The organism is Lentisphaerota bacterium (assembly GCA_016873675.1).
In the GTDB taxonomy this organism is placed as follows: domain Bacteria; phylum Verrucomicrobiota; class Kiritimatiellia; order RFP12; family JAAYNR01; genus VGWG01.
This window is the reverse complement of the sequence record VGWG01000050.1, coordinates 1-21,387: the sequence shown is the minus strand read 5'-3', so window position 1 is coordinate 21,387 and position 21,387 is coordinate 1. Positions and strand designations below refer to the sequence as shown.

At 64.7% G+C, this 21,387-nt stretch carries 20 protein-coding genes; 13 read left to right on the top strand and 7 right to left on the bottom strand.

The features are described 5' to 3' along the window. Positions 1-158 precede the first annotated feature (158 nt). The 4 genes from FJ222_07735 to FJ222_07720 all read left to right on the top strand — a co-directional run bounded on the left by FJ222_07735 (position 159) and on the right by FJ222_07720 (position 3,543). On the top strand, positions 159-1,256 hold the full coding sequence (locus tag FJ222_07735) for a hypothetical protein (GenBank protein MBM4164315.1): 1,098 nt from the start codon (positions 159-161) through the stop codon (positions 1,254-1,256). Positions 1,257-1,410: 154 nt separating this feature from the next. Further along, complete coding sequence (locus tag FJ222_07730) at positions 1,411-2,268, top strand: SDR family oxidoreductase (protein ID MBM4164314.1); 858 nt, start codon at positions 1,411-1,413, stop codon at positions 2,266-2,268. 32 nt (positions 2,269-2,300) lie between these two features. Further along, a complete protein-coding gene (locus FJ222_07725) occupies positions 2,301-3,095 on the top strand; it encodes a hypothetical protein (GenBank protein MBM4164313.1) in 795 nt (264 codons plus the stop codon). Between the two features lie 19 nt (positions 3,096-3,114). Further along, positions 3,115-3,543, top strand: coding sequence for a dUTP diphosphatase (locus tag FJ222_07720; GenBank protein ID MBM4164312.1), 429 nt, complete (start codon positions 3,115-3,117; stop codon positions 3,541-3,543). A 40-nt stretch (positions 3,544-3,583) separates the two neighbouring features. On the opposite strand, the gene nifS is transcribed toward FJ222_07720, so the two are convergent. Together nifS and nifU are read right to left on the bottom strand one after the other, a co-directional pair. Then, positions 3,584-4,744 (bottom strand): cysteine desulfurase NifS, encoded by a 1,161-nt coding sequence (nifS, locus tag FJ222_07715; GenBank protein ID MBM4164311.1) that lies wholly within the window; start codon positions 4,742-4,744, stop codon positions 3,584-3,586. Then, positions 4,741-5,592, bottom strand: a complete 852-nt coding sequence (gene nifU, locus FJ222_07710) for a Fe-S cluster assembly protein NifU (GenBank protein MBM4164310.1) — start codon at positions 5,590-5,592, stop codon at positions 4,741-4,743. Before nifU ends, nifS begins: the two co-directional genes overlap by 4 nt. 232 nt (positions 5,593-5,824) lie before the next feature. On the opposite strand from nifU, the gene FJ222_07705 reads away from it, so the two are divergent. From FJ222_07705 to nagB, 3 genes are read left to right on the top strand one after another with little or no spacing between them, the layout of a single operon-like run. After that, a complete protein-coding gene (locus FJ222_07705; GenBank protein MBM4164309.1) occupies positions 5,825-7,210 on the top strand; it encodes an ROK family protein in 1,386 nt (461 codons plus the stop codon). Continuing rightward, a complete protein-coding gene (locus FJ222_07700; protein MBM4164308.1) occupies positions 7,207-8,058 on the top strand; it encodes a PIG-L family deacetylase in 852 nt (283 codons plus the stop codon). Before FJ222_07705 ends, FJ222_07700 begins: the two co-directional genes overlap by 4 nt. Positions 8,059-8,068: 10 nt before the next feature. Then, positions 8,069-8,857, top strand: a complete 789-nt coding sequence (gene nagB / locus FJ222_07695) for a glucosamine-6-phosphate deaminase (GenBank protein ID MBM4164307.1) — start codon at positions 8,069-8,071, stop codon at positions 8,855-8,857. A gap of 22 nt (positions 8,858-8,879) precedes the next feature. Here the strand turns inward: nagB and FJ222_07690 are convergent, their stop codons facing one another. Beyond that, complete coding sequence (locus tag FJ222_07690; GenBank protein MBM4164306.1) at positions 8,880-10,028, bottom strand: PLP-dependent transferase; 1,149 nt, start codon at positions 10,026-10,028, stop codon at positions 8,880-8,882. 188 nt (positions 10,029-10,216) lie between these two features. Between FJ222_07690 and FJ222_07685 the strand changes: the two genes are divergently transcribed. Further along, positions 10,217-10,660, top strand: coding sequence for an Rrf2 family transcriptional regulator (locus tag FJ222_07685; protein ID MBM4164305.1), 444 nt, complete (start codon positions 10,217-10,219; stop codon positions 10,658-10,660). Between the two features lie 126 nt (positions 10,661-10,786). On the opposite strand, the gene FJ222_07680 is transcribed toward FJ222_07685, so the two are convergent. The 3 genes from FJ222_07680 to ispG all read right to left on the bottom strand — a co-directional run bounded on the left by FJ222_07680 (position 10,787) and on the right by ispG (position 15,460). Further along, a complete protein-coding gene (locus tag FJ222_07680; GenBank protein ID MBM4164304.1) occupies positions 10,787-13,090 on the bottom strand; it encodes a hypothetical protein in 2,304 nt (767 codons plus the stop codon). A gap of 156 nt (positions 13,091-13,246) precedes the next feature. Continuing rightward, complete coding sequence (locus FJ222_07675; protein MBM4164303.1) at positions 13,247-14,239, bottom strand: nucleoid-structuring protein H-NS; 993 nt, start codon at positions 14,237-14,239, stop codon at positions 13,247-13,249. Positions 14,240-14,359: 120 nt separating this feature from the next. Continuing rightward, complete coding sequence (gene ispG / locus FJ222_07670) at positions 14,360-15,460, bottom strand: flavodoxin-dependent (E)-4-hydroxy-3-methylbut-2-enyl-diphosphate synthase (protein ID MBM4164302.1); 1,101 nt, start codon at positions 15,458-15,460, stop codon at positions 14,360-14,362. Between the two features lie 172 nt (positions 15,461-15,632). On the opposite strand from ispG, the gene FJ222_07665 reads away from it, so the two are divergent. The 4 genes from FJ222_07665 (at position 15,633) to FJ222_07650 (ending at position 20,218) form a co-directional block, all read left to right on the top strand. Beyond that, entirely contained in the window at positions 15,633-17,624 is a 1,992-nt protein-coding gene (locus FJ222_07665; GenBank protein ID MBM4164301.1) for a hypothetical protein, read from the top strand. A gap of 92 nt (positions 17,625-17,716) precedes the next feature. Next, entirely contained in the window at positions 17,717-18,586 is an 870-nt protein-coding gene (locus FJ222_07660) for an ATP phosphoribosyltransferase (GenBank protein MBM4164300.1), read from the top strand. Positions 18,587-18,653: 67 nt separating this feature from the next. Beyond that, complete coding sequence (locus FJ222_07655) at positions 18,654-18,743, top strand: AURKAIP1/COX24 domain-containing protein (protein MBM4164299.1); 90 nt, start codon at positions 18,654-18,656, stop codon at positions 18,741-18,743. Between the two features lie 11 nt (positions 18,744-18,754). After that, positions 18,755-20,218, top strand: a complete 1,464-nt coding sequence (locus FJ222_07650; protein ID MBM4164298.1) for a tetratricopeptide repeat protein — start codon at positions 18,755-18,757, stop codon at positions 20,216-20,218. A 23-nt stretch (positions 20,219-20,241) separates the two neighbouring features. On the opposite strand, the gene FJ222_07645 is transcribed toward FJ222_07650, so the two are convergent. Next, the gene (locus FJ222_07645) at positions 20,242-20,640 is read right to left on the bottom strand and encodes a VOC family protein (GenBank protein MBM4164297.1); all 399 of its coding nucleotides are present in this window, start codon (positions 20,638-20,640) and stop codon (positions 20,242-20,244) included. Between the two features lie 89 nt (positions 20,641-20,729). Between FJ222_07645 and FJ222_07640 the strand changes: the two genes are divergently transcribed. After that, a partial coding sequence (locus tag FJ222_07640; GenBank protein ID MBM4164296.1) for a polyprenyl synthetase family protein occupies positions 20,730-21,387 on the top strand: 658 nt, incomplete at its 3' end.

Here is a 21,387-nt window from a genome sequence, read left to right as displayed (position 1 = left end):
TCGACGCACAACCCGGCCTGATCATGCGGCAAACGGCCACCGGACGAGATTAAGGGCCGATCCGAGGCCGTTGCGTGCCCCCTGAACCAAAAAAAGATAAAGGGTCAGAATTTAGATGCGTTTGCCCTGATTTTAACCTTGCGCAACCTGCGCATTCCATGCATGATGTGCGTACTATGAGACTGCGTAAGAAGTCCCTCCATGTCGTCCTGATCTACAATGCGTGCGGTTCTGCGACTCCCGAGAAACCGGAAGACCAAGGCAGCTCGGCCGAACTGCGGGCGTTCATCCGGCGTCTGGCTCGCACGTTGCGCACGTCGCTCGGACACCGGGTGACGATCCTGGCGCTCGCCAACGACCTCCCCAGTTTCCAGCGCCGGTTGCGGCGGCTCAACCCCGACGTCGTCTTCAACCAGTACGACGACGTGGTTCACGGCGCCCTGTACGAGATGCGCGTCGCGGCGCTCGTGCGAATGATGGGGTATCCGATCACCGGCTCGCAGGCCCTCGCGCTGGGCCTCTGCCGTTACAAGCACATGGCGGTGAGTCTGCTCCAGGGGCTGGGCGTGCCGGTGCCCCCCGAGAGCCGTCTGCTGGAGCGGGCGTCGGATGTCGGCCGCCGGCACTGGCGCTTCCCGGTGATCGTCCACCCCGCGCAAGAGCATGCGGGGATCGGCCTGGCGCGCGACTCGGTCGTGTGGTCGGCCACGGCGCTGCGGGCGAAGGTGCGCACCATCCTCACCGAGTTCAACCAGGCCGCGCTGGTGCAGCGCTTCCTGGGCGGACGCGAATTCAACATCGGCGTCATCGGCGGACACAAGCTGCGGGTCCTGCCCTTGGCGGAGGTGAATTATTCGGAATTGCCGGACGACATTCCGCCGATCATGTCGTATGCGGCCAAGTGGCTGAGTCACACGGTTGAGTTTAAGAAAACCTCGGTCACCTGCCCCGCTCAGGTCTCGCCGGAACTGGCGAAGGATCTGACCCGGCTGACCACCTCGGCCTTTCGCGCGATCGGCGGCTGGGGTTACGGACGGGTCGACATCCGGCTCGACGAGAGCGGCGCCCCCTATGTGCTGGAGGTGAACTGCAACCCCTGCCTCGATGCGGATGTCGCCCTGGCGCGCTCGGCGGCCGCCGCCGGCATCTCCTATCCCGAACTGCTGCAGCACATCATCAACGCCGCCTTCGAACGCGAACCGTTCGATGCCGACATCCCGATGCTGCCGGTCGCGCCGGGACGCAGCGCCGGTTGAGGGCGATTGGAAAACGCGCAGAAGCAAGGCGAACGGGAAAAAGACAGGAGGAAAGAGACGCTAGGCAAAGGCGGCAGAGTTTGGTATGTTCTCTGCGGCTGGCGGGCGGTCACCGTGAGTGCCCGCTGAGTCCCCAAAAGGAGACGGCGCGATGATGAAGATTCCCTTTCACGTGGATTTGAAGGACAAGGTGGCGGTGGTCACGGGCGGCGGCGGTGTCCTGTGCGGCGTGATGGCTCATGCGTTGGCCCAGTGCGGCGCGGCGGTCGCGGTCGCCGACCTCAAGCTGGAGGCCGCGCAGCGGGTTGCCGACGCCATCACGGCGGCGGGCGGCCGGGCGATGGCCGTCGCCTGCAATGTGCTGGACAAGGCGAGCCTAGAGGCGGCCAATGCGGCGGTGGAGGCGCGGCTGGGGCCGGTCTCCATCCTTATTAACGGAGCGGGAGGAAACCATCCGAAAGGGACGACCTCCATGGAGTATCTCAACCCGGACGACTTGATGAATGAGCACCGGGACGTCACCACGTTCTACGATCTGGACCCCAAGGGCGTCGAATTTGTGTTCAACCTGAACGTCCTGGGGACGCTGCTCCCGACCCAGGTGTTCACGCGAAAAATGGCGTTGAACCGGTCGGGCGTAATCCTCAATGTGTCCTCCATGAACGCCTTCCGACCGCTGACCAAGATACCCGCCTACAGCGGCGCCAAGGCTGCGGTAAGCAATTTGACGCAATGGCTCGCGGTCCACATGGCCAAAGCGGGCATCCGCGTGAATGCTCTCGCGCCGGGCTTCTTCCTGACCGACCAGAACCGCGCACTGTTGACAAACCCCGACGGTTCGCTGACGGCGCGGTCGGAAAAGATTCTCGCGCATTCGCCGATGGGGCGCCTGGGCGAGCCGGGGGATCTGCTCGGCGCGCTGCTCTGGCTGATTTCAGACCACGCCGCCGGTTTTGTGACGGGCGTGGTGGTTCCGATTGACGGTGGGTTCTCCGCCTACAGTGGCGTGTGAACCGCTTGGAGAAAAAGAAAGGTCGGTCAAAAATGAGAGTCGTGCGTCGCGTGTTAAAGGTGGCGGGCGGGGTGGTGGTCGTGTTGGCGGTGCTGGCCATCGTCGCGCTGTTTTTCCTCGGGCCGCTGGTGAAGATGACGGTCAATACCCTCGGTCCGAAGCTGCTGGGCGTGCCGGTTGCGGTGCAGCATGTCGCGATCCGTCCGCTGAGCGGATCGTTGCGGCTGGAAGGGATGACGATTGGCAATCCGGAGGGGTATTCTCCGGATCCGCTGTTTTCGCTCAAGGAGGTGCGGGTCAAGATCAACCTTCCGTCGTTGCCGGGAAACGGCCCGATCGTGATCGAGGAACTGGCGATCATCGAGCCTCAAGTGGCGTATGAAGTCGCTGGCGGGAAGAGCAACCTCGAGACGTTGACCGCCAAACTGGCCAAGGCCGAGAAAACGCCGGAGCCCCAGCCTGGGCAGAAGGACAAGCAAGCGCCGCGCAAGGTGATCATCGATCTGCTGGAATTCCGCGACGGGCAGGTATCCTATCGCTCCAAGCTAACCCTCGGGAAGGCCGTGCCCCTGCCGCTGCCGAACCTGCGGCTCACAGCCATCGGGCGTGACCAGGGCGGAATCAAGGCGGTCGACGCCGTGACCAAGGTGCTGGGCGAACTGCTCAATCTGGTGGGTGCGGCGGTCGCCCAGATCGGCACGGCCGCGATCGATACGGGCGCGGCGGCTGTCGAGGCAGGCAAGGATGTGATCGTTGGCGGAGCGGAAAAGGTCAAGGAGGCCGGATCCGCCATCAAAGGGCTGTTCAAATCGGTCACCGGCGACTAGTCAAGCTGAGATCACAGACATGACAGTCCGTTTCAAGCGCATCCACCCGCAAGCGGTCTTGCCTGCCTACGCGCATCCGGGCGACGCCGGGATGGATCTGTGCGCCTGCGAGGCGGCGCAGATCGATCCGGGACGCCGGGCGCTGGTCAAGACCGGCCTGGTGATGGAACTCCCGGAGGGGCACGAGGCGCAGGTGCGGCCCCGCAGCGGCCTAGCCCTGAAAAACGGGGTGACCGTGCTCAATTCACCTGGGACGGTTGACGCCGGCTATCGCGGCGAGATCGGCGTGATCCTGATCAACCTCGGCGATGCCGTGTTTGTCGTGGAACCGGGAATGCGCATTGCCCAGATGGTGGTGGCGCAGGTGACGCACGCCCGTGTCGAGGAGACCGCCGATGTCTGCGGGACCGCCCGCGGCGCGGGCGGGTTCGGCTCGACCGGCGTGTGACACGGGAAGGCTTCAGGGTTGTGCCGGAGCCTCGCGTCGTTTACGTTGTCACAAAAGGCGACAGCGCCCGCAGTTTGGCCACGACGCGGGGGACGTGTTCGAGCACGGTGTCGATATCGGCGGCGGTGGTGTAACGGCTGAGGCTGAAGCGGATCGAGCCGTGGACTGCGGTGAATGGCACGCCCATGGCGCGGATCACGTGCGAGGGTTCGAGTGATCCCGACGAGCAGGCTGAACCCGACGAGGCGCAGATGCCCAAATCGCTCAAGTGATACAGGATTGCCTCGCCTTCGATGAACTCGAAGCTGATGTTGAGCGTGTTGGGCAGGCGGTGGCGGGGGTCACCATTCACGCGGGCGTCGGGACAGGTCGCGAGTAAGCCGGACTCGAGCCGGTCCCGCAGAGGGGCGACGCGAGCAGCTTCCCCGGCCAGCGAGGCGGCCGCGAGTTCGGCCGCCTGGCCGAGCCCGACGATCGCCGGGACATTCTCTGTGCCGCCTCGGCGGCCGTGCTCCTGATGCCCGCCGATCATGTAGGTCTTCAGCCGCGTGCCGCGGCGGACGTAGAGGGCACCGATTCCTTTGGGCGCATGGAGCTTGTGCCCCGAAAGCGACAGCAGGTCGACCGGGGTGCGGCGGACGTCGAGCGGCACCTTGCCGACCGCCTGAACGGCGTCGGTGTGGATAACGCCCCCGACCGACTTCACAAGCGCGGCAATCTCGTCGATAGGGAAGATCGTGCCCGTCTCATTGTTGGCCCACATGAGGCTGACGAGGCACTGTCCGCCAAAAAGAGCTTCGCGCAGCGCCGCGAGGTCGACCTGGCCGACGCCGTCCACGGGCAGCTCGATCAACGTGTGGCCGTGCTCGCGGAAGTGGCGGCAGGGGCCGAGCACAGCGGGATGCTCCACGCGGCTGGTGATGAGGCGGGCCTGGGGCCCGAGGATTTCGGCCACGCCGTAAATGGCGGCGTTGTTGCTTTCGGTGCCGCAACTGGTGAAGATGATTTCCGACGGGTCGGCGTGAATCAGCGCCGCGACCTTCTCGCGCGCCTCTTCCACATGGCGCATGACGCGTCCGCCGAAGGCATGCATGCTCGATGGATTGCCCCACAGATCGGTCAGAAAGGGGAGCATGGCGTCCCGAACCTCGGGCGCGACGCAGGTGGTGGCGTTGTTGTCCAGATAGACGAGGCGGCTCATGACCTGCTCTCCTCAACGACGGTGATTTCGGGGGCGACGCATTCGCGCAGCTTGGCCTCGATCAGGCTGTGCCGCGTGGTTTCGGAGGCGTGGCAACCGGCGCACATGCCACGGAAGGCGATGGTTACGCGGTCGCCGCTGATATCGACCAGTTCAACGTCACCGTGGTCGCGTTGCAGGGCGGGACGGATTTCACGGGTGATGATCTCCTCGATCAGCTTGATCTTTTGCAGATTCGTCAGCTTGCGGGGCGCGTCGCCCGGCGCGGTCTTCGCCTGCGTCCGCTCGGCGATCACGCCATCGACCAGCTTCTGGATCTCGTTGCGGCACATGCCGCACCCGCCGCCCGCCTTGCAGAAATTAACGACCTCATCGACCGAGGACAAGCCGTTCTCACGGGTGATGCGGAGGATCTCGTTTTCCGAGACACCGAAACAGGTGCAGACGATCCGTTCGTCCAGATTCCGCATCCCGGTTTCGCCGGTGCGGTAGTTGTGGATCGCCGCCTCCAAGGCCTCCCGGCCCATCACCGAACAGTGCATCTTCTGGTCGGGCAGGCCGCCAAGGGCGTCGGCAATCTGCTTGTTGGTGATCCTCCCAGCCTCCTCCACCGTCTTGCCGATCACCATTTCGGTGAGGACGGAGGACGAGGCGATTGCGCTGGCGCAGCCGAAGGTTTGAAATTTCACCTCAGCGATGCGGCCGTCCGGACCCAGCTTGAACATGAGCGTCAGCGCGTCGCCGCAGGCGAGCGCGCCGACGGTGCCCACGCCGTCGGGATGCTCAATCTTGCCCACATTGCGCGGATTTCTGAAATGGTCCATCACCTGGTCCGTATAGTCCCACATGTTGCCGCCTCCCCCGATCACCGCATTTTATTTCGTAAAGCGTGACACCAGTATAAAGGATTGGCGGAAAAATGACCAGCTTCCCGCGACAGCTTCCCGAGAAAGGGTGCTACGCGTCTCGCCTGCCCGTGTGCCGGCTATCCGCCCGCCCTGATCCCATGGGGGCGCATGGGTTGCTGTTGGCAGGTCCAGATCGTTGTGGTATCTTATCACCTCAACTGACGTTACCCCTATGACTACATCCCAACCAAACAACACACGGACGGCACCGCTGGATCGTGGGTTCCTGTCGACCGCTCGTTTCAATGAGCTGTACCGGTCCGCGCTCCGGCAAGCCGGCAACGGCGTGCCGTTCGTGCTGGCCACGGAACAACCGGACGGCACGGTCTCGCATTACGAGACGGTCATCCGGTCCGATGCGTCGCCGGAGACCCTCCACTACGCCGCGCGATTGACGAAATTCCTGCTCTGGGCTCGCGGTGCCTCGCGGGTGCACGTAATCGCTCCGGACGGCGTTGTGGCGCACCTCCGGAAGGTCTTTGCCGCCGATGGCGCCCGGGGGTTCGATTACGCCATCATGACCCGGGTCTTCGGCCAGCCGCTCGAGATTGTCCGCGCGACCCGCGCCTCCCTGCCTTCCAACAGGGGCCAGGCGAGCGCCTGCGGTGGCCACTGGGACGGCTGTCGGCTGGGATTCGACCTCGGCGCGAGCGACTTCAAGGTGGCCGCAGTGCGGGACGGCCAGGTCGTCTACAGCGCCGAATTCCCCTGGCAACCCAAGGAGCAGGCCGACCCCGATTACCATTTCGATCATCTCATGGCCGGCCTGCGCCAGGCCGCCTCGCACCTGCCGCGCGTGGACGCCATCGGCGGCAGCACAGCGGGCGTTGTCTTTGACAACCACATCCGCCTAGCCTCCCTCTTCCGATCGATACCGGAATCCCGGTTCGCGGAAGCCAGCCGCCTTTTCATCCGCGTGCGGGACGCCTGGAAGGTGCCCCTGATGGTGCTCAATGACGGCGATGTCTCCGCCCTCGCCGGCGCGTTGTCGTCAGATGCGAAGGGTATTCTCGGACTGGCGTTTGGATCGAGTCTGGCTGGCGGGTATGTCGATCCCGAGGGCCGGATGCGCGGCTGGATCACCGAGCTGGCGTTCGTTCCCGTGGACGAGAATCCGGCTGCGCCGGCCGATGAATGGTCCGGGGACCGGGGGGTTGGATGCCTGTATTTTTCGCAGCAGGCGGTCAACAAGCTGCTGCCGGCGGCGGGCATTGTCTGTCCGGCTGAGATGGGCCAACCCGAACGCCTGCTGCACGTTCAGGACCTCCTGGCGCGCGGTGATCCGCGCGCGGCGCCGATCTACGAGACCCTCGGGGTGTACCTGGGGGAAACGCTGCCACTCTTCGCCGAGTTCTACGATTTCCGCCACGTGCTGGTGCTGGGCCGGGTGCTGACCGGCGCCGGGGGCGACATCCTCATTCAGCGCGCGCGGGAGGTTTTAAACGCCGCCGCGCCCGAATGCGCCGCGCGCATGGACGTGAGCGCGCCGGACGAGCAGAGCCGCCGGGTGGGCCAGGCCGTGGCCGCAGCCAGCCTGCCGGAAAGGGTGCCCGCGTGACGTTATCTCATGCCACGGCCGATTGCTTCGTTCCCGACGGCGCGCCCGTCGCCGACGCCCTGGCGCGCACGACGCACCTTGGCATCGGGGCTCATCAGGACGACGTCGAGTTCATGGCCATGCACGGCATCCTGGCCTGCTTCGATGGCCCGTCCCCGCACTTCGGCGGCGTCACCTGCACGAACGGGGCCGGATCGGCGCGCGTCGGCCCTTATGCCGGCGTGTCAAACGACGACCTGTGCCGCGTGCGGCGAACCGAGCAGCGGACGGCTGCCCAAATCGGGCGGTACAGCTTCGTCGCGCAGCTCGACTTCACCTCGGCCGAGGCCAAGACGCCCGGCTGTCCCGATCTGGTGGACGACCTGGCCGCGCTGCTGCGGGCGGTGCGAGCGCAGGTGGTCTACACGCATAATCCGGCCGACAAACACGACACCCACGTCGCCGTCTCCCTCGCCGTGATCGCCGCGTGCCGTCAACTCCACCCGGCGCAGCGCCCGGCGCGCGTCTGCGGATGCGAGGTCTGGCGCAACCTCGACTGGCTGCCCGACGATGAGAAGATCGTGCTGGACGTCAGCGCCCGTCCGAACCTGCAGGCCGCGCTTTACGGCGCCTACGACTCGCAGATCGCCGGCGGCAAGCGCTACGATCTTGCCACGCTGGGCCGCGCGCGCGCCAACGCGACGCTGCTCGAATCGCACGCCGCCGACACCCGCGAAATGGCCGCCTTCGCCCTGGACCTGACCCCGTTGATCGCCGACGGCACGCGCGATCCGGTGGATTACGTCACCGCGAGCATCCGCCGGTTCGAGAGCGATGTCCGCAACCGGATGGCCGCCCGCATGAGATAGGAACACCCGCATGGAAGTCATCATCCGCCCCACAGCCGCATCCGCCGCCGCGCTCACGGCGAACCTGATTGCCCGGGCGCTGCACGATCAGCCCACCCTGGTGCTGGGGCTCGCCACGGGCCGGACCATGGAACGGGTCTACGCCGAGCTGGTCCGCCGTCACCGCGAGGACGGCCTCGACTTCTCTCTCTGCCGGACCTTCAACCTCGACGAGTACGTCGGCCTGGCGCCGGATCACCCCGATTCGTACCGCCAGTACATGAACGCGCTCCTGTTCCGGCACGTCAACATCGACGTGCGCAACACCCACGTGCTCAACGGCGTCGCCCCCGATCTGGCCGCCGAATGCGCGCGGTACGAGCGCCGGATCGCCGAGTGCGGCGGCATCGACCTGCAACTGCTCGGCATCGGCTCGGACGGCCACATCGGCTTCAACGAACCCCTGTCGGCCTTGCTCTCCCGCACGCGCGAAAAGGCGCTCACCCCCTCCACGCGCCGCCAGAATGCGGCCCTGTTTGGCGGCGACGAGGGGCGCGTGCCGGCGCGCGCGCTGACCATGGGCGTGGGCACCATCCAGGAGAGCCGGCGCTGCCTGCTGCTCGTGACCGGCAGGGAGAAGGCCGCCATCCTGGCGCGGGCGGTCGAGGGTCCGATCACCGCGATGGTGACCGCCTCGGCGTTGCAACTCCACCCGCGGTGCACGGTCATCATTGACGAAGACGCCGCTGTGGACCTCCAGGGATCCGAGTACTACCGCTGGGTCTTCGCCACCGAACCGGAATGGGCCGAGTTCCGGTAGTCAGGGCCCGGCGCATCGCGTTTCAGAGGACGGACGCCAGATCGCGAATCAGGTCATCCCTGTCTTCGATCCCCACCGAGAGGCGGAGGAGGCGGGCGTTGATCCCCAGGCGCTCGCGGGTCGCGGGGGCGATGTCGGCGTGCGTCTGCACCGCAGGATAGGTGATCAGCGACTCCACGCCGCCCAGGCTTTCGGCAAAGAGAAAGACATGCACGTTTTCGAGGATGGCGGGTATGCGGTCGGGGTCGTCAACCTCGAAGGCGATCATGCCACCGAAGCCGCTGCCCTCGCGGACGAGGATCTCGTGTCCGGGATGGGCGGGTATCCCGGGGTAGAGGACGCGGCGCACGCGGGGGTGGCCGGAGAGCCAGACGGCGATGGCAGTGGCGTTCTCCTGCTGCTGACGGAGTCGGAGGGGCAGTGTCTTGAGTCCGCGGAGGGTGAGCCAGGCGTCCTGCGGACCCAGGACGGCGCCGCAGGCATTCTGCAGAAACGCGATCTTGTCGGCCAGCTCCGGGGTGCGAACAACCAGCGCGCCGGCAACCACATCGTTGTGGCCTGCAAGGAATTTAGTGGCGCTGTAGGTCACCACGTCGGCGCCGAGTTCCAAGGGGCGCTGCAGACAGGGGGTGAGGAAGGTGTTATCAACGATCAGCAGCGCACCGCGGGGGCGGGTCCGGGCGGCGAGCGCGCGGAGGTCGGCGATCTTGAGCAGCGGATTGGTGGGGGTCTCGACGAAGACGGCCCGCATGCGCGGATCATCGAGGGCCCGCCCCACGGCGGCGGTGTCGGCGGTGTCCACGTAGCGGGCGTCGATGCCGAGCGGACGGAAGACCCGCTCGAACAGGCGGAAGGTCCCGCCGTAAAGATCCTCGGTGACCACGATGCGGTCGCCGGGGGCGAAGAGGCGCAGGAGGGTGTCGAGCGCGGCCAGACCCGAGGCAAAGGCGAAGCCGCGGGCGCCGCCGTCGGCCGCCGCCAGAGTCTCTTCCAGCGCCAGCCGCGTGGGGTTGGAGGTGCGGGAATAGTCAAAGCCGGTGGAGCGTCCCAGGGCGGGGTGACTGAACGAGGCAGTCTGATAGACGGGCACGGAGATCGCGCCGGTCGCCGGGTCGCGGCGGGACCCGGCCTGGGCAAGGAGGGTGGATAACTTGGAATTCGGAACCGACATACGCACCTCCGCAATAAAAACTAAAGTTAAACTATAGATGATAGAGTGAAATGCGTCAAACGTTTTTTCATATTCGCTCGCTTGACCGGTTCAGCCGTGATCGTCTATAATCTCTAGCGATTAAGCCAAAGATCCGGCAGTGAAGTCTCACCTGAAGGGTGCGAAGACGAGCGAGCACGAGGTGGCACATGGTCGTTTCAACCAAAGGGCGGTATGGGTTGCGGGTATTGCTGGATGTGGCTCTCCACCAGAAAGCCGGGCCGGTGACACTGGCGGATATTTCCCGGCGGCAGGGGATTTCTCAAAAATACCTGTGGCAGGTGATCAACCCGTTGAAAGGAGCCGGACTATTGAGCGCCACGCGCGGGGCGCGTGGTGGCTATGTTTTGGCGCGGACCCCGGCGTCGTTGACCATGCGGGAGATCCTCGCCATCCTGGAGGGGCCCATTGCACTGTCCGCCTGTGCAGCGGGCGCCACGGGGTGTGAACGCCGCACGGACTGCGCCGCCGCCGAGGTGTGGTCCGAGATCGAGGAGAAACTGAACGACATTCTGCAGTCCATCACCTTGAAGGGCATTCTACAACGGAGCCAGGACCGTGAAGACCGCGGCATACCGAACTACGATATCTAGCCCGAGGTAGATCTCCCTTTTCTACGCCACGCTCACGCCTTCAGGAAACACACCACCCGAGCCCGTACGTACGGTTCCGCCGCCTTCTTTTTAGCCAGGGTCGTTATGTGGGCGTCGCCCGTGCCGCTACGCGCCGACCACGACCCGAATGGTGGCCTCGCGCCCAGGAGGCAGGATCGGAATCAGGTTACCGGCCACCGGTTTCCCGTCGACGTACAGTTCCTTCACCCGCTTCGACATGCGCTCGGGCGCTTCGATGGTGATGTGGTAGATGCTGCCTCGGTAGGGGCGCTTGACGGTGATTTTGGGCCATTCCGCAGGCAGACGAGGATCCACGCGCAAGCCGTCGTACTCGGGCGTAATCCCGGCAAACCCCTCAAACAAAACCCGGTACATCCAGCACACGGTGCCGCTGTTCCAGGGGATGCCCGTGCGGCCGAGTTGGCCGGATGGCGCCGTGTTCGTGTACGACGCATACACGTACGGCTCGACCGTGTGCTCCGCCCATTTCTGGCTCATGTAGGCGGGAATCAGCTTCCTGAAAAGTTCCAACGCGCGGTCTTGACGGCCGATCTTGCACTCCGCCAACATCGCCCAGGTCACCGCATGGTGCCAACTGCTGCCATTGTGATGATGCCCCGGGGCATAGCGCGTAATCATACCAATCCGCTTCTGGATCTTCGTGTAGGGCGGCGCCATCAGGGGAATCCCCACCGGCGTATCCATCAACTCCTGCACCGATTCCATGCTCGTCCGGGCCCGATCCGCCGGCGCCACGCCCGACAGGATCGCCCATGTCTGCGGATTGACCCAGATTCGGCCTTCCGTTTCGGTGCTCGATCCGATGACGCCGCCGTCATCATCGAACGCCAGCAGGTACCAGCGGCCGTCCCAACAATGGGTGTTGATGGATTCGGCCAGCGCGCGCGCCTGCGCCAAGAACCGCGCCGCGTCATCCGGATGCCCGGAGCGCATGGCCAACTCATGCATATCCATCAGGTTGTGGTGATAGAACAACCCCATCCACACGCTGACGCCCGAAGTGGCCGATCCCACCAAACAATCATTCCAGTCGCCGCACTTGGTCAGGGGGAGGCCGAATCGGCCGCTTTCCTGTTTGATATAGTCGATCGCCCGCACGCAATGCTCGTAAACGGTCCCCTCGCCGCCATCCGCATAGCTGAATGTGTGATCGAGCCAGCCGTAGTCGCCGGTCTCGCGGATGTGCCGGGCCGTCAGCCAGGTCAACCACAGCGGAAGGTCGGAGTTGATGGTGCGGTGATGGAACGAGCCGAGGAGGTCGATATCATGGCGGGTGCACCCGTCGCGGTATTGTGTTTCCAAGACCAGAATCAGCCGCGCCCGTGCGCGTTCCGGGTCATAGGCCGTAACCGCGCCCATGTCCTGCGCCGTGTCGCGCACGCCGAACCGGGAGTAGTACCGGGTGAACATGTTATAGCGGTGCCAGTTGTTGGCAAAGAGGGTCATCTCGCTGTCCGGCAATTCGATGGTCATCCGCCCCAAGTAGTCCGTCCACCACTGTTTCAGGGCGGCAAAAGCGGCGTTCGCTTGAGCAACCGTGCCGTACTTGGCCCGAATGCGTGCGGCATCGGACGGGTCCCGGGCCATGCCCACCAGAACGACCAGGTCAGTGACTGCGCCCGGCGCCAGGGTGATGTCCATCTGCAGGACGCCGCAACTATCGAGGCCCTTGTGAACCGAGTTTCGGCAACGTCCAGACTGGATGGCCTCGGCTCCTGCGGAAAAGCTCCCGGATCCGGTAAACTGCTCCAATACGCAATCGAAGCCGGATGGGGCCGGGTTCGACGCCATGAAGCCGACGCGATCCCATTCGCGCTCAAACTTGTTGTAGGTGGATCGGTAGTCGACAAACGGCCAGTGATGGCACGTGCCGACAATCATGGTGTCCGCGAAATAGACATCGTCGAAGCCAGTCTCATACCCGGTCAGGCCAAAGCGCCAGAGGACGCAGGGAAAGACGCGCAGCTTGCGCGGTCGGCTGCCGGTGTTCTCCAACCGGATCTGCCAGATCTCCGTGGCCTCGTCCACCGGCACAAAGTAGGTCACGCTCCCGGCAATCTCGCTGGTTTTTGACTGGATCCGCGTGTAGCCAAAGCCATGCGTGCATTTCCAGTCCGCAGGCTGCTTGGGCGAGTCCACGCCATTGACGGTCCAGACAGCGCCGCTCTCCTGGTCGCGCACCGCGACAAGGCGCGGATTGTTGTCGGGACACAGGCAATCGTTCACGGGAGATCGGTCGCACACCCCGCCAGCGCCCGTGTGAGTAAAACTCGATTTCAGGTGGTCGGTAAAGATCAAATTGCGCCACGGGTGGGTATGCTCGCGCGTGGTAAACGAAAACTCTTTGCCGTCATCCGAGAATGACCAATGATCGCCACGTAATGACATGACTCGCTCCGTTATGCGGTTTTGCGCGTCTGCGCTTGGTTGTTCGAACCCTTCCGAAAGTGTTGCAGGTTAGCAGGAGATGACGGGAGGGACAAGGCAATACATGAACCCTGAACCCTTCGCCTGAAAACCCTGAGGTTTTCCAGGCGCCTCGTCCTACTCCGCCTCGCGCATCTTGTCGTAGAACTTGACGATGTCATCGCATTTCCCGCTCTCCATGAATGCGATGGCGTCGCGGGGATGCTGGTTGAGAATGCCCGTGATCATGTAGGGGATGCTATAGCCCCAGAAGAACTCCTTGCGCAGGGGCTCGATGTGATCGCGGATGCACGCCAGCAGCGGGCGCAGTTGGTACTTGGGATTGTGCAGGAAGCCCAGCAGCAGTTCCATCTGGCAATTGCCCGAGCCGCGGCCGAGGCCGGCGAGGCTGGCGTCGAGGTAATTGGCACCGCAGATGATCGCTTCGATGGTGTTGGCGTAGGCGAGCTGGCAGTTGTTATGGGTGTGGATGCCCACCTGCTTGCCCGTGGCGTCGGTCACGCGCCTGAATTTGGCCATCAGCGCCCGAATCTCCTCCGAATACATCGTGCCAAAGCTGTCCACCAGGTAGACGACATCCACCGGCGTCTGCGCAAAAACGTCCAAAGCCGCGTCCAACTCGCTCTCCTGAACGGTCGAGATCGCCATCAGGTTGACGGTTGTCTCGTACCCCTTGTCGTGGGCGTCCTTGATCATTTCGACGGCCGTGGGGATCTGGTGGATATAGGTGGCCACGCGGATCATGTCGAGCACGCTCTTTTCGCGGGGCAGAATGTCGGTATGATAATCGCACCGTTCGGCGTCGGCCATCACGGCGAGTTTGACGGCGGGGTTCTTGTCGCCGATCACCTCACGCAGGGCCGCTTCGTCACAAAACTTCCACGGGCCGTTCTCCGTCGTCGTGAACACTTTCTTGGAACTCTTGTAGCCGAGCTCGACGTAGTCCACGCCGGCCTCGCACGCCGTGCGATAAACCGCGCGCACCAGATCGGGGGTGAATTGATGGTTATTCATCAACCCGCCGTCACGAATCGTCACATCCAGAACTTTGATTTCGGGCCGATACGAGAGCCATCCTTTTGAACCGACAGCGGGTTCTTTGTGTGCCATACGGGTGCCTTCTGTGTGGGTGTGTTCGGTCGCGAGCTTCTCGCAAGCAGACTTCAAGCGCGTTTTCATGAGTGGTAAGTGTGCCAGAACAGCGCGGCGGCGTCAATGATGAGCGCGTGTTCATCCGGGACGCCAGGTTTTCACCCACTCGACCACCCGTCCGACCGCCTCGCACGCGGGGATCACCGCGATCTGTTCGCCCCGAACATAGAGGGCGAACTTGCCGTTGCCGCCGGCCAAGGCGATGTCGGCTCCGCGCGCTTCGCCTGGACCATTGACCAAACAGCCCATAACCGCGACATGCGGCCGTGGCGCGCTGGGATGCTCGCGATAGTAGCGTTCCAACTGGATCTCGATGGTGGTCGCGACGTCCACCACGTCCACCTGCGTCCGCCCGCACGTGGGGCACGACGTGACGCTCGCGCCGGGCGCGCGGAGCGCGGCGGCGCGCAGCAACTCCACGCCCACCTTGACCTCGTTCAGCGGCGTGTCGGTGAGCGACACGCGGATCGTGTCGCCCAACCCTTCCAACAACAACGCGCCCATCGCCACGCACGAGCGCACCGTCCCCGCCAGAAACGTCCCGGCTTCGGTCACGCCCAGATGGATCGGATAGGCGGTTTGTTCTGCCAGCAACCGGTACGCCGCCAGCGTTCGGGGGACATCGGACGCCTTGACCGAAATCTTGATCTCGTGGTAGCCCTCGGACTCCAGCAGCGCCACATGCCGCAGCGCGCTCTCCACCAGTGCCTCGGCGGTCGGCGCGCCATGACGATCCAGAATGTCGCGCTCCAGCGAGCCCCCGTTGACGCCGATGCGGATGGGTATCTTCTTCGGCCGCGCGGCGGCCACCACCGCGCGCACCTGTTCGGTGCCGCCGATGTTTCCCGGATTGATGCGCAACCCGTCCACGCCGGCGGCGACTGCGGCAAGCGCGAGACGGTGGTCGAAATGGATGTCGGCCACCAGCGGGACCGTAACCTGCCTGCGGATCGCGCGCAATGCGGCGGCCGCATCGGCATCGGGAATGGCGACGCGGACAATGTCCGCTCCCGCCTCGGCCGCCGCCTGGATCTGCGTGACGGTTGCAACCACATCGCGCGTGTCGCTCGTGGTCATGGTCTGCACGCTCACCGGCGCGCCGCCGCCGATAGCGACCCCGCCCAGGCTGATCTGCCGCGTCCGGTCACGCGTCAGCCGTTCTGCATGATGCCTTGCCATGATTCATCAGCCCCTTTTCTTCCGCCGTTAGACGGCCGACATGGCCTCTAAGAATACCGCCTTTGGGAGGCGGATTGCAAGCGCGGCATTTTTCCGCTTTTTCAAACCGGCTGCAACGTGATATGATCTTCCCTCGTTTTTGATCTTTTCCGGACCGGAGGACCGCAGAGTTATGGATCGTACACCCGCCGAGACGACCCCCGACGTGAACGCATTGCTTGCCAGCCAGCGCGCGCAAGCCGCCGACCGCGCGGATGATCGCGCGTTCGGAAAGGCCTGTCGCGAGGCCGTTCACGCGATCTGTCAAGACCGCACCCTCATCGCCTTTGTCGACAGCGTCGCTTTTGGCGAAGTGTCGCCCATCGAGTCCTTCCGCCGACTGGAACTGCTCCGCGCGCTTCAGCCGGGCGTTTTTTGCAGCGACCGCACCTGGGGCTTCGGGGTCATCAAGCGGCTCGACGACTTTTACAAGAAGCTCACGGTTGATTTCGTCGGCAAACCCGGCCATCAGATGACCTACGCCTACGCCTCCGAATCGCTGACGCTGGTGGATGACAGCCACCTGCTCGCTCGCCGCCACAAGGATCCGGCGGGGCTGGACACGCTGATCCGCGAGCGCCCCGACGAGATCGTCCGCCTGGCGTTGCGCAACTTCGGCCCGCTGTCCGTGACCAAGCTCGAAAAGACCCTCACTGACGCCCACATCGTGACCGCCGCGCAGTGGAAGACGTTCTGGGACGGGGCCCGCAAGGGATTGAAGCGTGATCCGCTGGTCGAAATTCCCGCCAAGCGGACCGAGCCCATCACCATCCGCACGCACGCGCAGAATTATGGCGACGCGTGGATGGCGGCCCTGGGGCGCGAACGGGATATCGCGCGCATCCTCACGTTGATCGGCGAACTCGAGACGCAGATGCCCGACAAGATCGCCGGTGCCGCCGCCGTCCTCTCCGACCGGCTCGCCTTCGGCCTCAAGGGCGCCTATAACACCGATCCGGGCACCTACGCCCGCCTCGCCATCACCGTCCAGCGGCTGGGGCTGGCCACGCCCGATGCGGTGCCGCTGAAGGCTCACCTCTGGGAAGACAACCGGTTCATCAAGGCCGCCGAGCAGATCACCGCCCGGGAGGCGTCAGATCTGGCGGGCTACCTGCTCCGTGATGACAAATCGGCGCAGCACCGGATCGTCGCGATGCTGCCGCGCCTCCCCTACAACCTCGCATGCGAGGTGCTGCAGATCCTGTACGGCGGCCCCGCCGACGGTGAGGCGCAACGCCTCTGCCGCGATATTCTCCGGGCCTCCGTTCCCCATCCGGTCCTGCTCACCTGGGCGATCCGGAACCGCGAGGCGTTCGCCAACTGGAACCTCCCCTCACTGTACGACCTCTTGATGCAGAGCATCAACCTGCTCGAGGAAAAGCGGGCTTACGAGGCGTTGCGGATGCAGAACGCCATCCGGCTCGTGTTTGATCACGTCAAGGGCTTTGACGCCGCCTTCAGCGCGATGGATGCGCTTCAGCGCCAGGCGATGTTTGAACGGGTGCAGGCCTCACCCGCCTGGGACCCCGCGTCGCATCGCCGGCTGCTGAATCACATGATCAAGATCGAGCCCAATCTCGCCGCCCGCCGCAAGACCAGCGCCACCGCCCAGGCCGCAGACCTGACGCGGCAGACGTCGTGGCGTTCGCTCGCCGAGCGTCAGGTCGCTTACCGCCAGTTGGTCGAGGTTGCGCTCCCCAAAAACAGCCAGGAAATCGCCACAGCGCGCAGCTACGGCGACCTCCGTGAAAACTTCGAGTATCAGGCCGCCAAACACCAGCAGGGGCTCCTGCTGCAACGGCAGGCGGAAATGGACAACGACCTCAAGCAGATGAAGGGGACCGATTTCACCGGCATGCACACCGACAAGGCGGGGATGGGCGTCGCCGTCACCCTCGCCTACCCGGACACGTCGACCCGAACCTACACCATCCTCGGCGAGTGGGACCGCGACGAGGCGCTCAACATTATCTCCTGCCGGAGCAAGCTGGCCCAGTGTCTGGAAGGCCGACGGCCGGGAGACCGCGTCCTCATCCCCGGTGAGATGGATGATGAACTGGTGACCATCGCCGCCGTCGAGCCCCTCTCCGACGCGGTGCGCGCCTGGCTCGCGGTGGTGCCCTGATGACTGCCCGGATGACCGATAATTGCTGTTGCCAAGCGCGCCTCCGTTCGTTATCATGAGTGCCTGTTTTTACCCATAAGCGAGGATTTTTGATGCCCGTCATTCTTGGCTTACCCAAAGGCAGCCTCCAGGAGGCCACCTGCAACATGATGAAGAAGGCCGGCTTTTCCGTGTCCGTCGGCTCGCGTTCATACATGCCGAGCGTGGACGATGCGGGGCTCAGTTGCCGCCTGATCCGGGCTCAGGAGATCAGCCGCTACGTCGAGCTCGGCGTGCTGGAAGCCGGCATCACGGGATACGACTGGATCTACGAGAACAACTCCGACGTTGTCGAAGTCGCCGAGCTCATTTACGCCAAGCAGGGGATGCGCCCGGTGCGCTGGGTGGTCGCCGTTCCGAATGAATCGCCCATTAAAGAACCCAAAGACCTGATGGGCAAACGGATCGCTACCGAGGCGGTCGGGCTGACCAAGCGCTATCTCGCCAAGCACGGCGTCGAGGCCGATGTCGAATTCTCGTGGGGCGCCACCGAAGTCAAGGCCCCCGAGCTGGTTGACGCCATTGTTGAGCTGACCGAGACGGGTTCGTCCCTGCGCGCCAACAACCTGCGCATCGTGGACGTGGTGCTGGAATCCACCACCCGTCTGATCGCCAACAAAAAGGCATGGCTGGATCCGGTAAAACGCGCCAAGATCGAGCAGCTCGCGCTGCTTCTCGGCGGCGCGCTGGCGGCCGAATCCCGCGTGCTCCTGAAAATGAACGCTCCCGCCCGGTCGCTCGACGCGATCACGGCCATCCTGCCGGCGCTGCACGCCCCGACGGTGATGCCGCTCAGCGACCCCAACTGGCACGCTGTCGAATCGGTCGTGGAGGAGAAGGTGGTGCGCGACATTATCCCCCAACTGCGCCAGGCTGGCGCGGAGGGGATCATCGAACTGCCGTTGAACAAGGTTATCATCTGAATCTGAATGCGGGCGCGCTCCGGCATCGGGACGGGCCCGGATTCCTGAACCCAAGGAGACTCAACACGTGGGAACGATCAAGAAGAAACGCCGCGCCAAAATGTCCAAGCACAAGCACCGCAAACGCCTGAAGGCCAATCGCCACAAGAACAAGTAGGTCGTGACTCGATGACTGCCGCAAAGCTGATGGCATGCGTGTGCATGGTGCTTTCAGCGGGATGCGGAACCCTGAGAGCACCCCGTCTCCCGCCGCAACCGAAGGGCCGGTCGGAAGACGGGGTATTTTCGTCCGCGCTGGCCCATTACGCCACGGGCCTGTTGCTGGAAACGGCCGTCGGCCGCACATCGGTTGAAGCGGGCGACGCCTATCTTCAGGCCCACCGCTTGGACCCCGCCAGCGACCCGCCCTTCTCCCTCGCCACACTCAGGCTGCTGGAAGGCGGACGCACCAACGAGGCGCTCGCCCTCGTCAGGGCGCAGGTTCGCCGCCAGCCGGAATCCACCGAGGCTTGGATCACGCTCGCCCAACTGGCCGAGACGTCCGGGGATTTTGCGGGCGCGGCCGGAGCTTATGCCCGCGTCCGAGCCCTGCGCGGCAACGCCGAAGCTGCGGCCGGCGCAACCCTGGGCGAAGTCCGCAACCGATTCAAGGCCGACCAGGACCGGACAGCCGTTCGCCTCTTGCGCCAGCAAGCAACCGCCACCAATCTCCCCCCGATCCTGCTGCAGGCGCCCCTCCAGTGGGCGCGTCACTTCATCCTCGCCCCTCCCCCGGCGCCTGCACGCGCCCTGCCGCTCATCCAGATCATGATCGACACCGCTTCTGATCCGGAGGAAAAGGCCATCGCCCAGACCTTTTACGGCGACGCCCTGCTCCGCTCCGGTTTCACGAACCGCGCGATACGCGCCTATTGGTCGGCCCTGGATACCGACCCAGCCTGCAATCCCGCCGCTCGCAGGATCGGCGAATCCTTTCACGCCCTGGCAGACACCACCGGCGTGAGCCGCCTGACCGCCCGCATCGCGTCATCGCCGCAGCCCCTCAGAGAGGCCCTCGTCGCGTCATACGCTTGGACGATGTTGGACCAGCCCGAGGCCGCCGCCGCCGCCCTCCTCGCTGGCCGTGATGCGGCTCGGCGCGCGGGCATCCAGCCGTCATCCACCTATTCTCTCACCCTCGGCGCCGCCCTGGACGATCTGGATCACGATGACCAGGCCGCCGACGTCTTCTGCGAAGCCCTCTCCGTCCACACCAACGCCCACGCCATCATGAACCACCTCGCCTACATGTGGGCGGTCAATGGCGAGCGGCTCGATGAGGCGCTCGAGTGGGTGACGCGCGCGCTGACCCACGAACCGCGCGTCTACGCCTATATCGACACGCTCGGATGGGTCTACTATCGCCTCGGCCGATTCAACGACGCGCTGACGCAACTGCTGATCGCCGCCCGACTGGCACCGGAGGAGGACGGCGTGATCCTGGACCACATTGGAGACGTCCTTCACGCCCTCCGCCGCGACGAAGAGGCCGTCGCTTTCTGGCGCCGCGCCGCCAGGCTTATCCCCGATCTTGCCGGGCTGCGTGACAAGATCGAACGGGTGAGTTCCGCCGCAACCAGCGACCGGCCGTGAGCCCTGGGCAATCGGAATCCAGATTACAGATGCGGCGTCTGCCAGCTCGGTGGCGTGTAGGAGTGCAGCTCGATCCGGTTGCCCTGCGGGTCAGACAGCCAGGCCTGCCAACTGTGATCCATGCCCAGGGTGGGATCGGAGACATTCACGCCGCGGGATCGCAGCTCGGCAACAGTTTGGGTGACATCATCGCATTCGAGACAGATGTGGGCGTAGCTCTGCCGGTCAGCCCGGGCCGCCAGTTCGCCTTCGAAAAACTCGAGGAACGTGCGCGGTCCGAGGCGCAGGTAGACACCGAAGCGGGCGCCGTTTTCGCGTCGGAACTCAAACGCCAGCTTCAGTCCGAGTTTGTCCACATAAAAGGAAACCATCTGATCCAGATTGCCGACCGTGAAACAGGTGTGCGCGTGTCCGATGATCATACCGAGGCTCCGATCTGTTGGGTTGCGACGCGTTCAGTGTAGCACACCCGTTACTTTACTTCAACCCTCGCGATTGCTAAACTGGTCACATGTTTGATTTAACCGCCTATCTCGCGGAGCGACAAGTCGCCGTCGCGCAGCGGCTACTGGAATGGCTGCCGCCGGCCGACCAGCGTCCGGCCGTCCTCTCACAAGCCATGCGGCATGCCGTCGTCACAGGCGGCAAACGGCTGCGTCCGATCCTCTGCCTGGCCGCCGCCGAGGCCGCAGGCGGCACGGGCGACGCCGCCTGGCATCCCGCCATCGCGGTCGAATTGCTGCACGCCTACACGCTCGTTCATGACGACCTGCCCTGCATGGACAACGACACGGTCCGCCGCGGCCAGCCGACCGTCTGGGCGCGCTACGGCGAGTCCACCGCCGTCCTCGCGGGCGACGCCCTGCAGAGCCTCGCCTTTGAACTGCTCGCCCGCACACCCGCTTGTGATCCCGCCATTCCCGGCATCCTGGTCGGCGAGCTGGCCGGGGCTGCCGGCGCTGGCGGAATCATCGGCGGCCAGATCGAGGATCTCGCATGCGGCGGCCAGGCCGACGCCGCGACCGTGGCCTACGTCCATCAGCACAAGACCGCCGATCTTTTTCGCGCGGCGGCCCGCATGGGCGCCATCGCCGCCGGCGCCGACACGGGACTGACGGATCGCCTCGGGGACTTCGGCTCGCACCTCGGCGTCGCATTCCAGATCATTG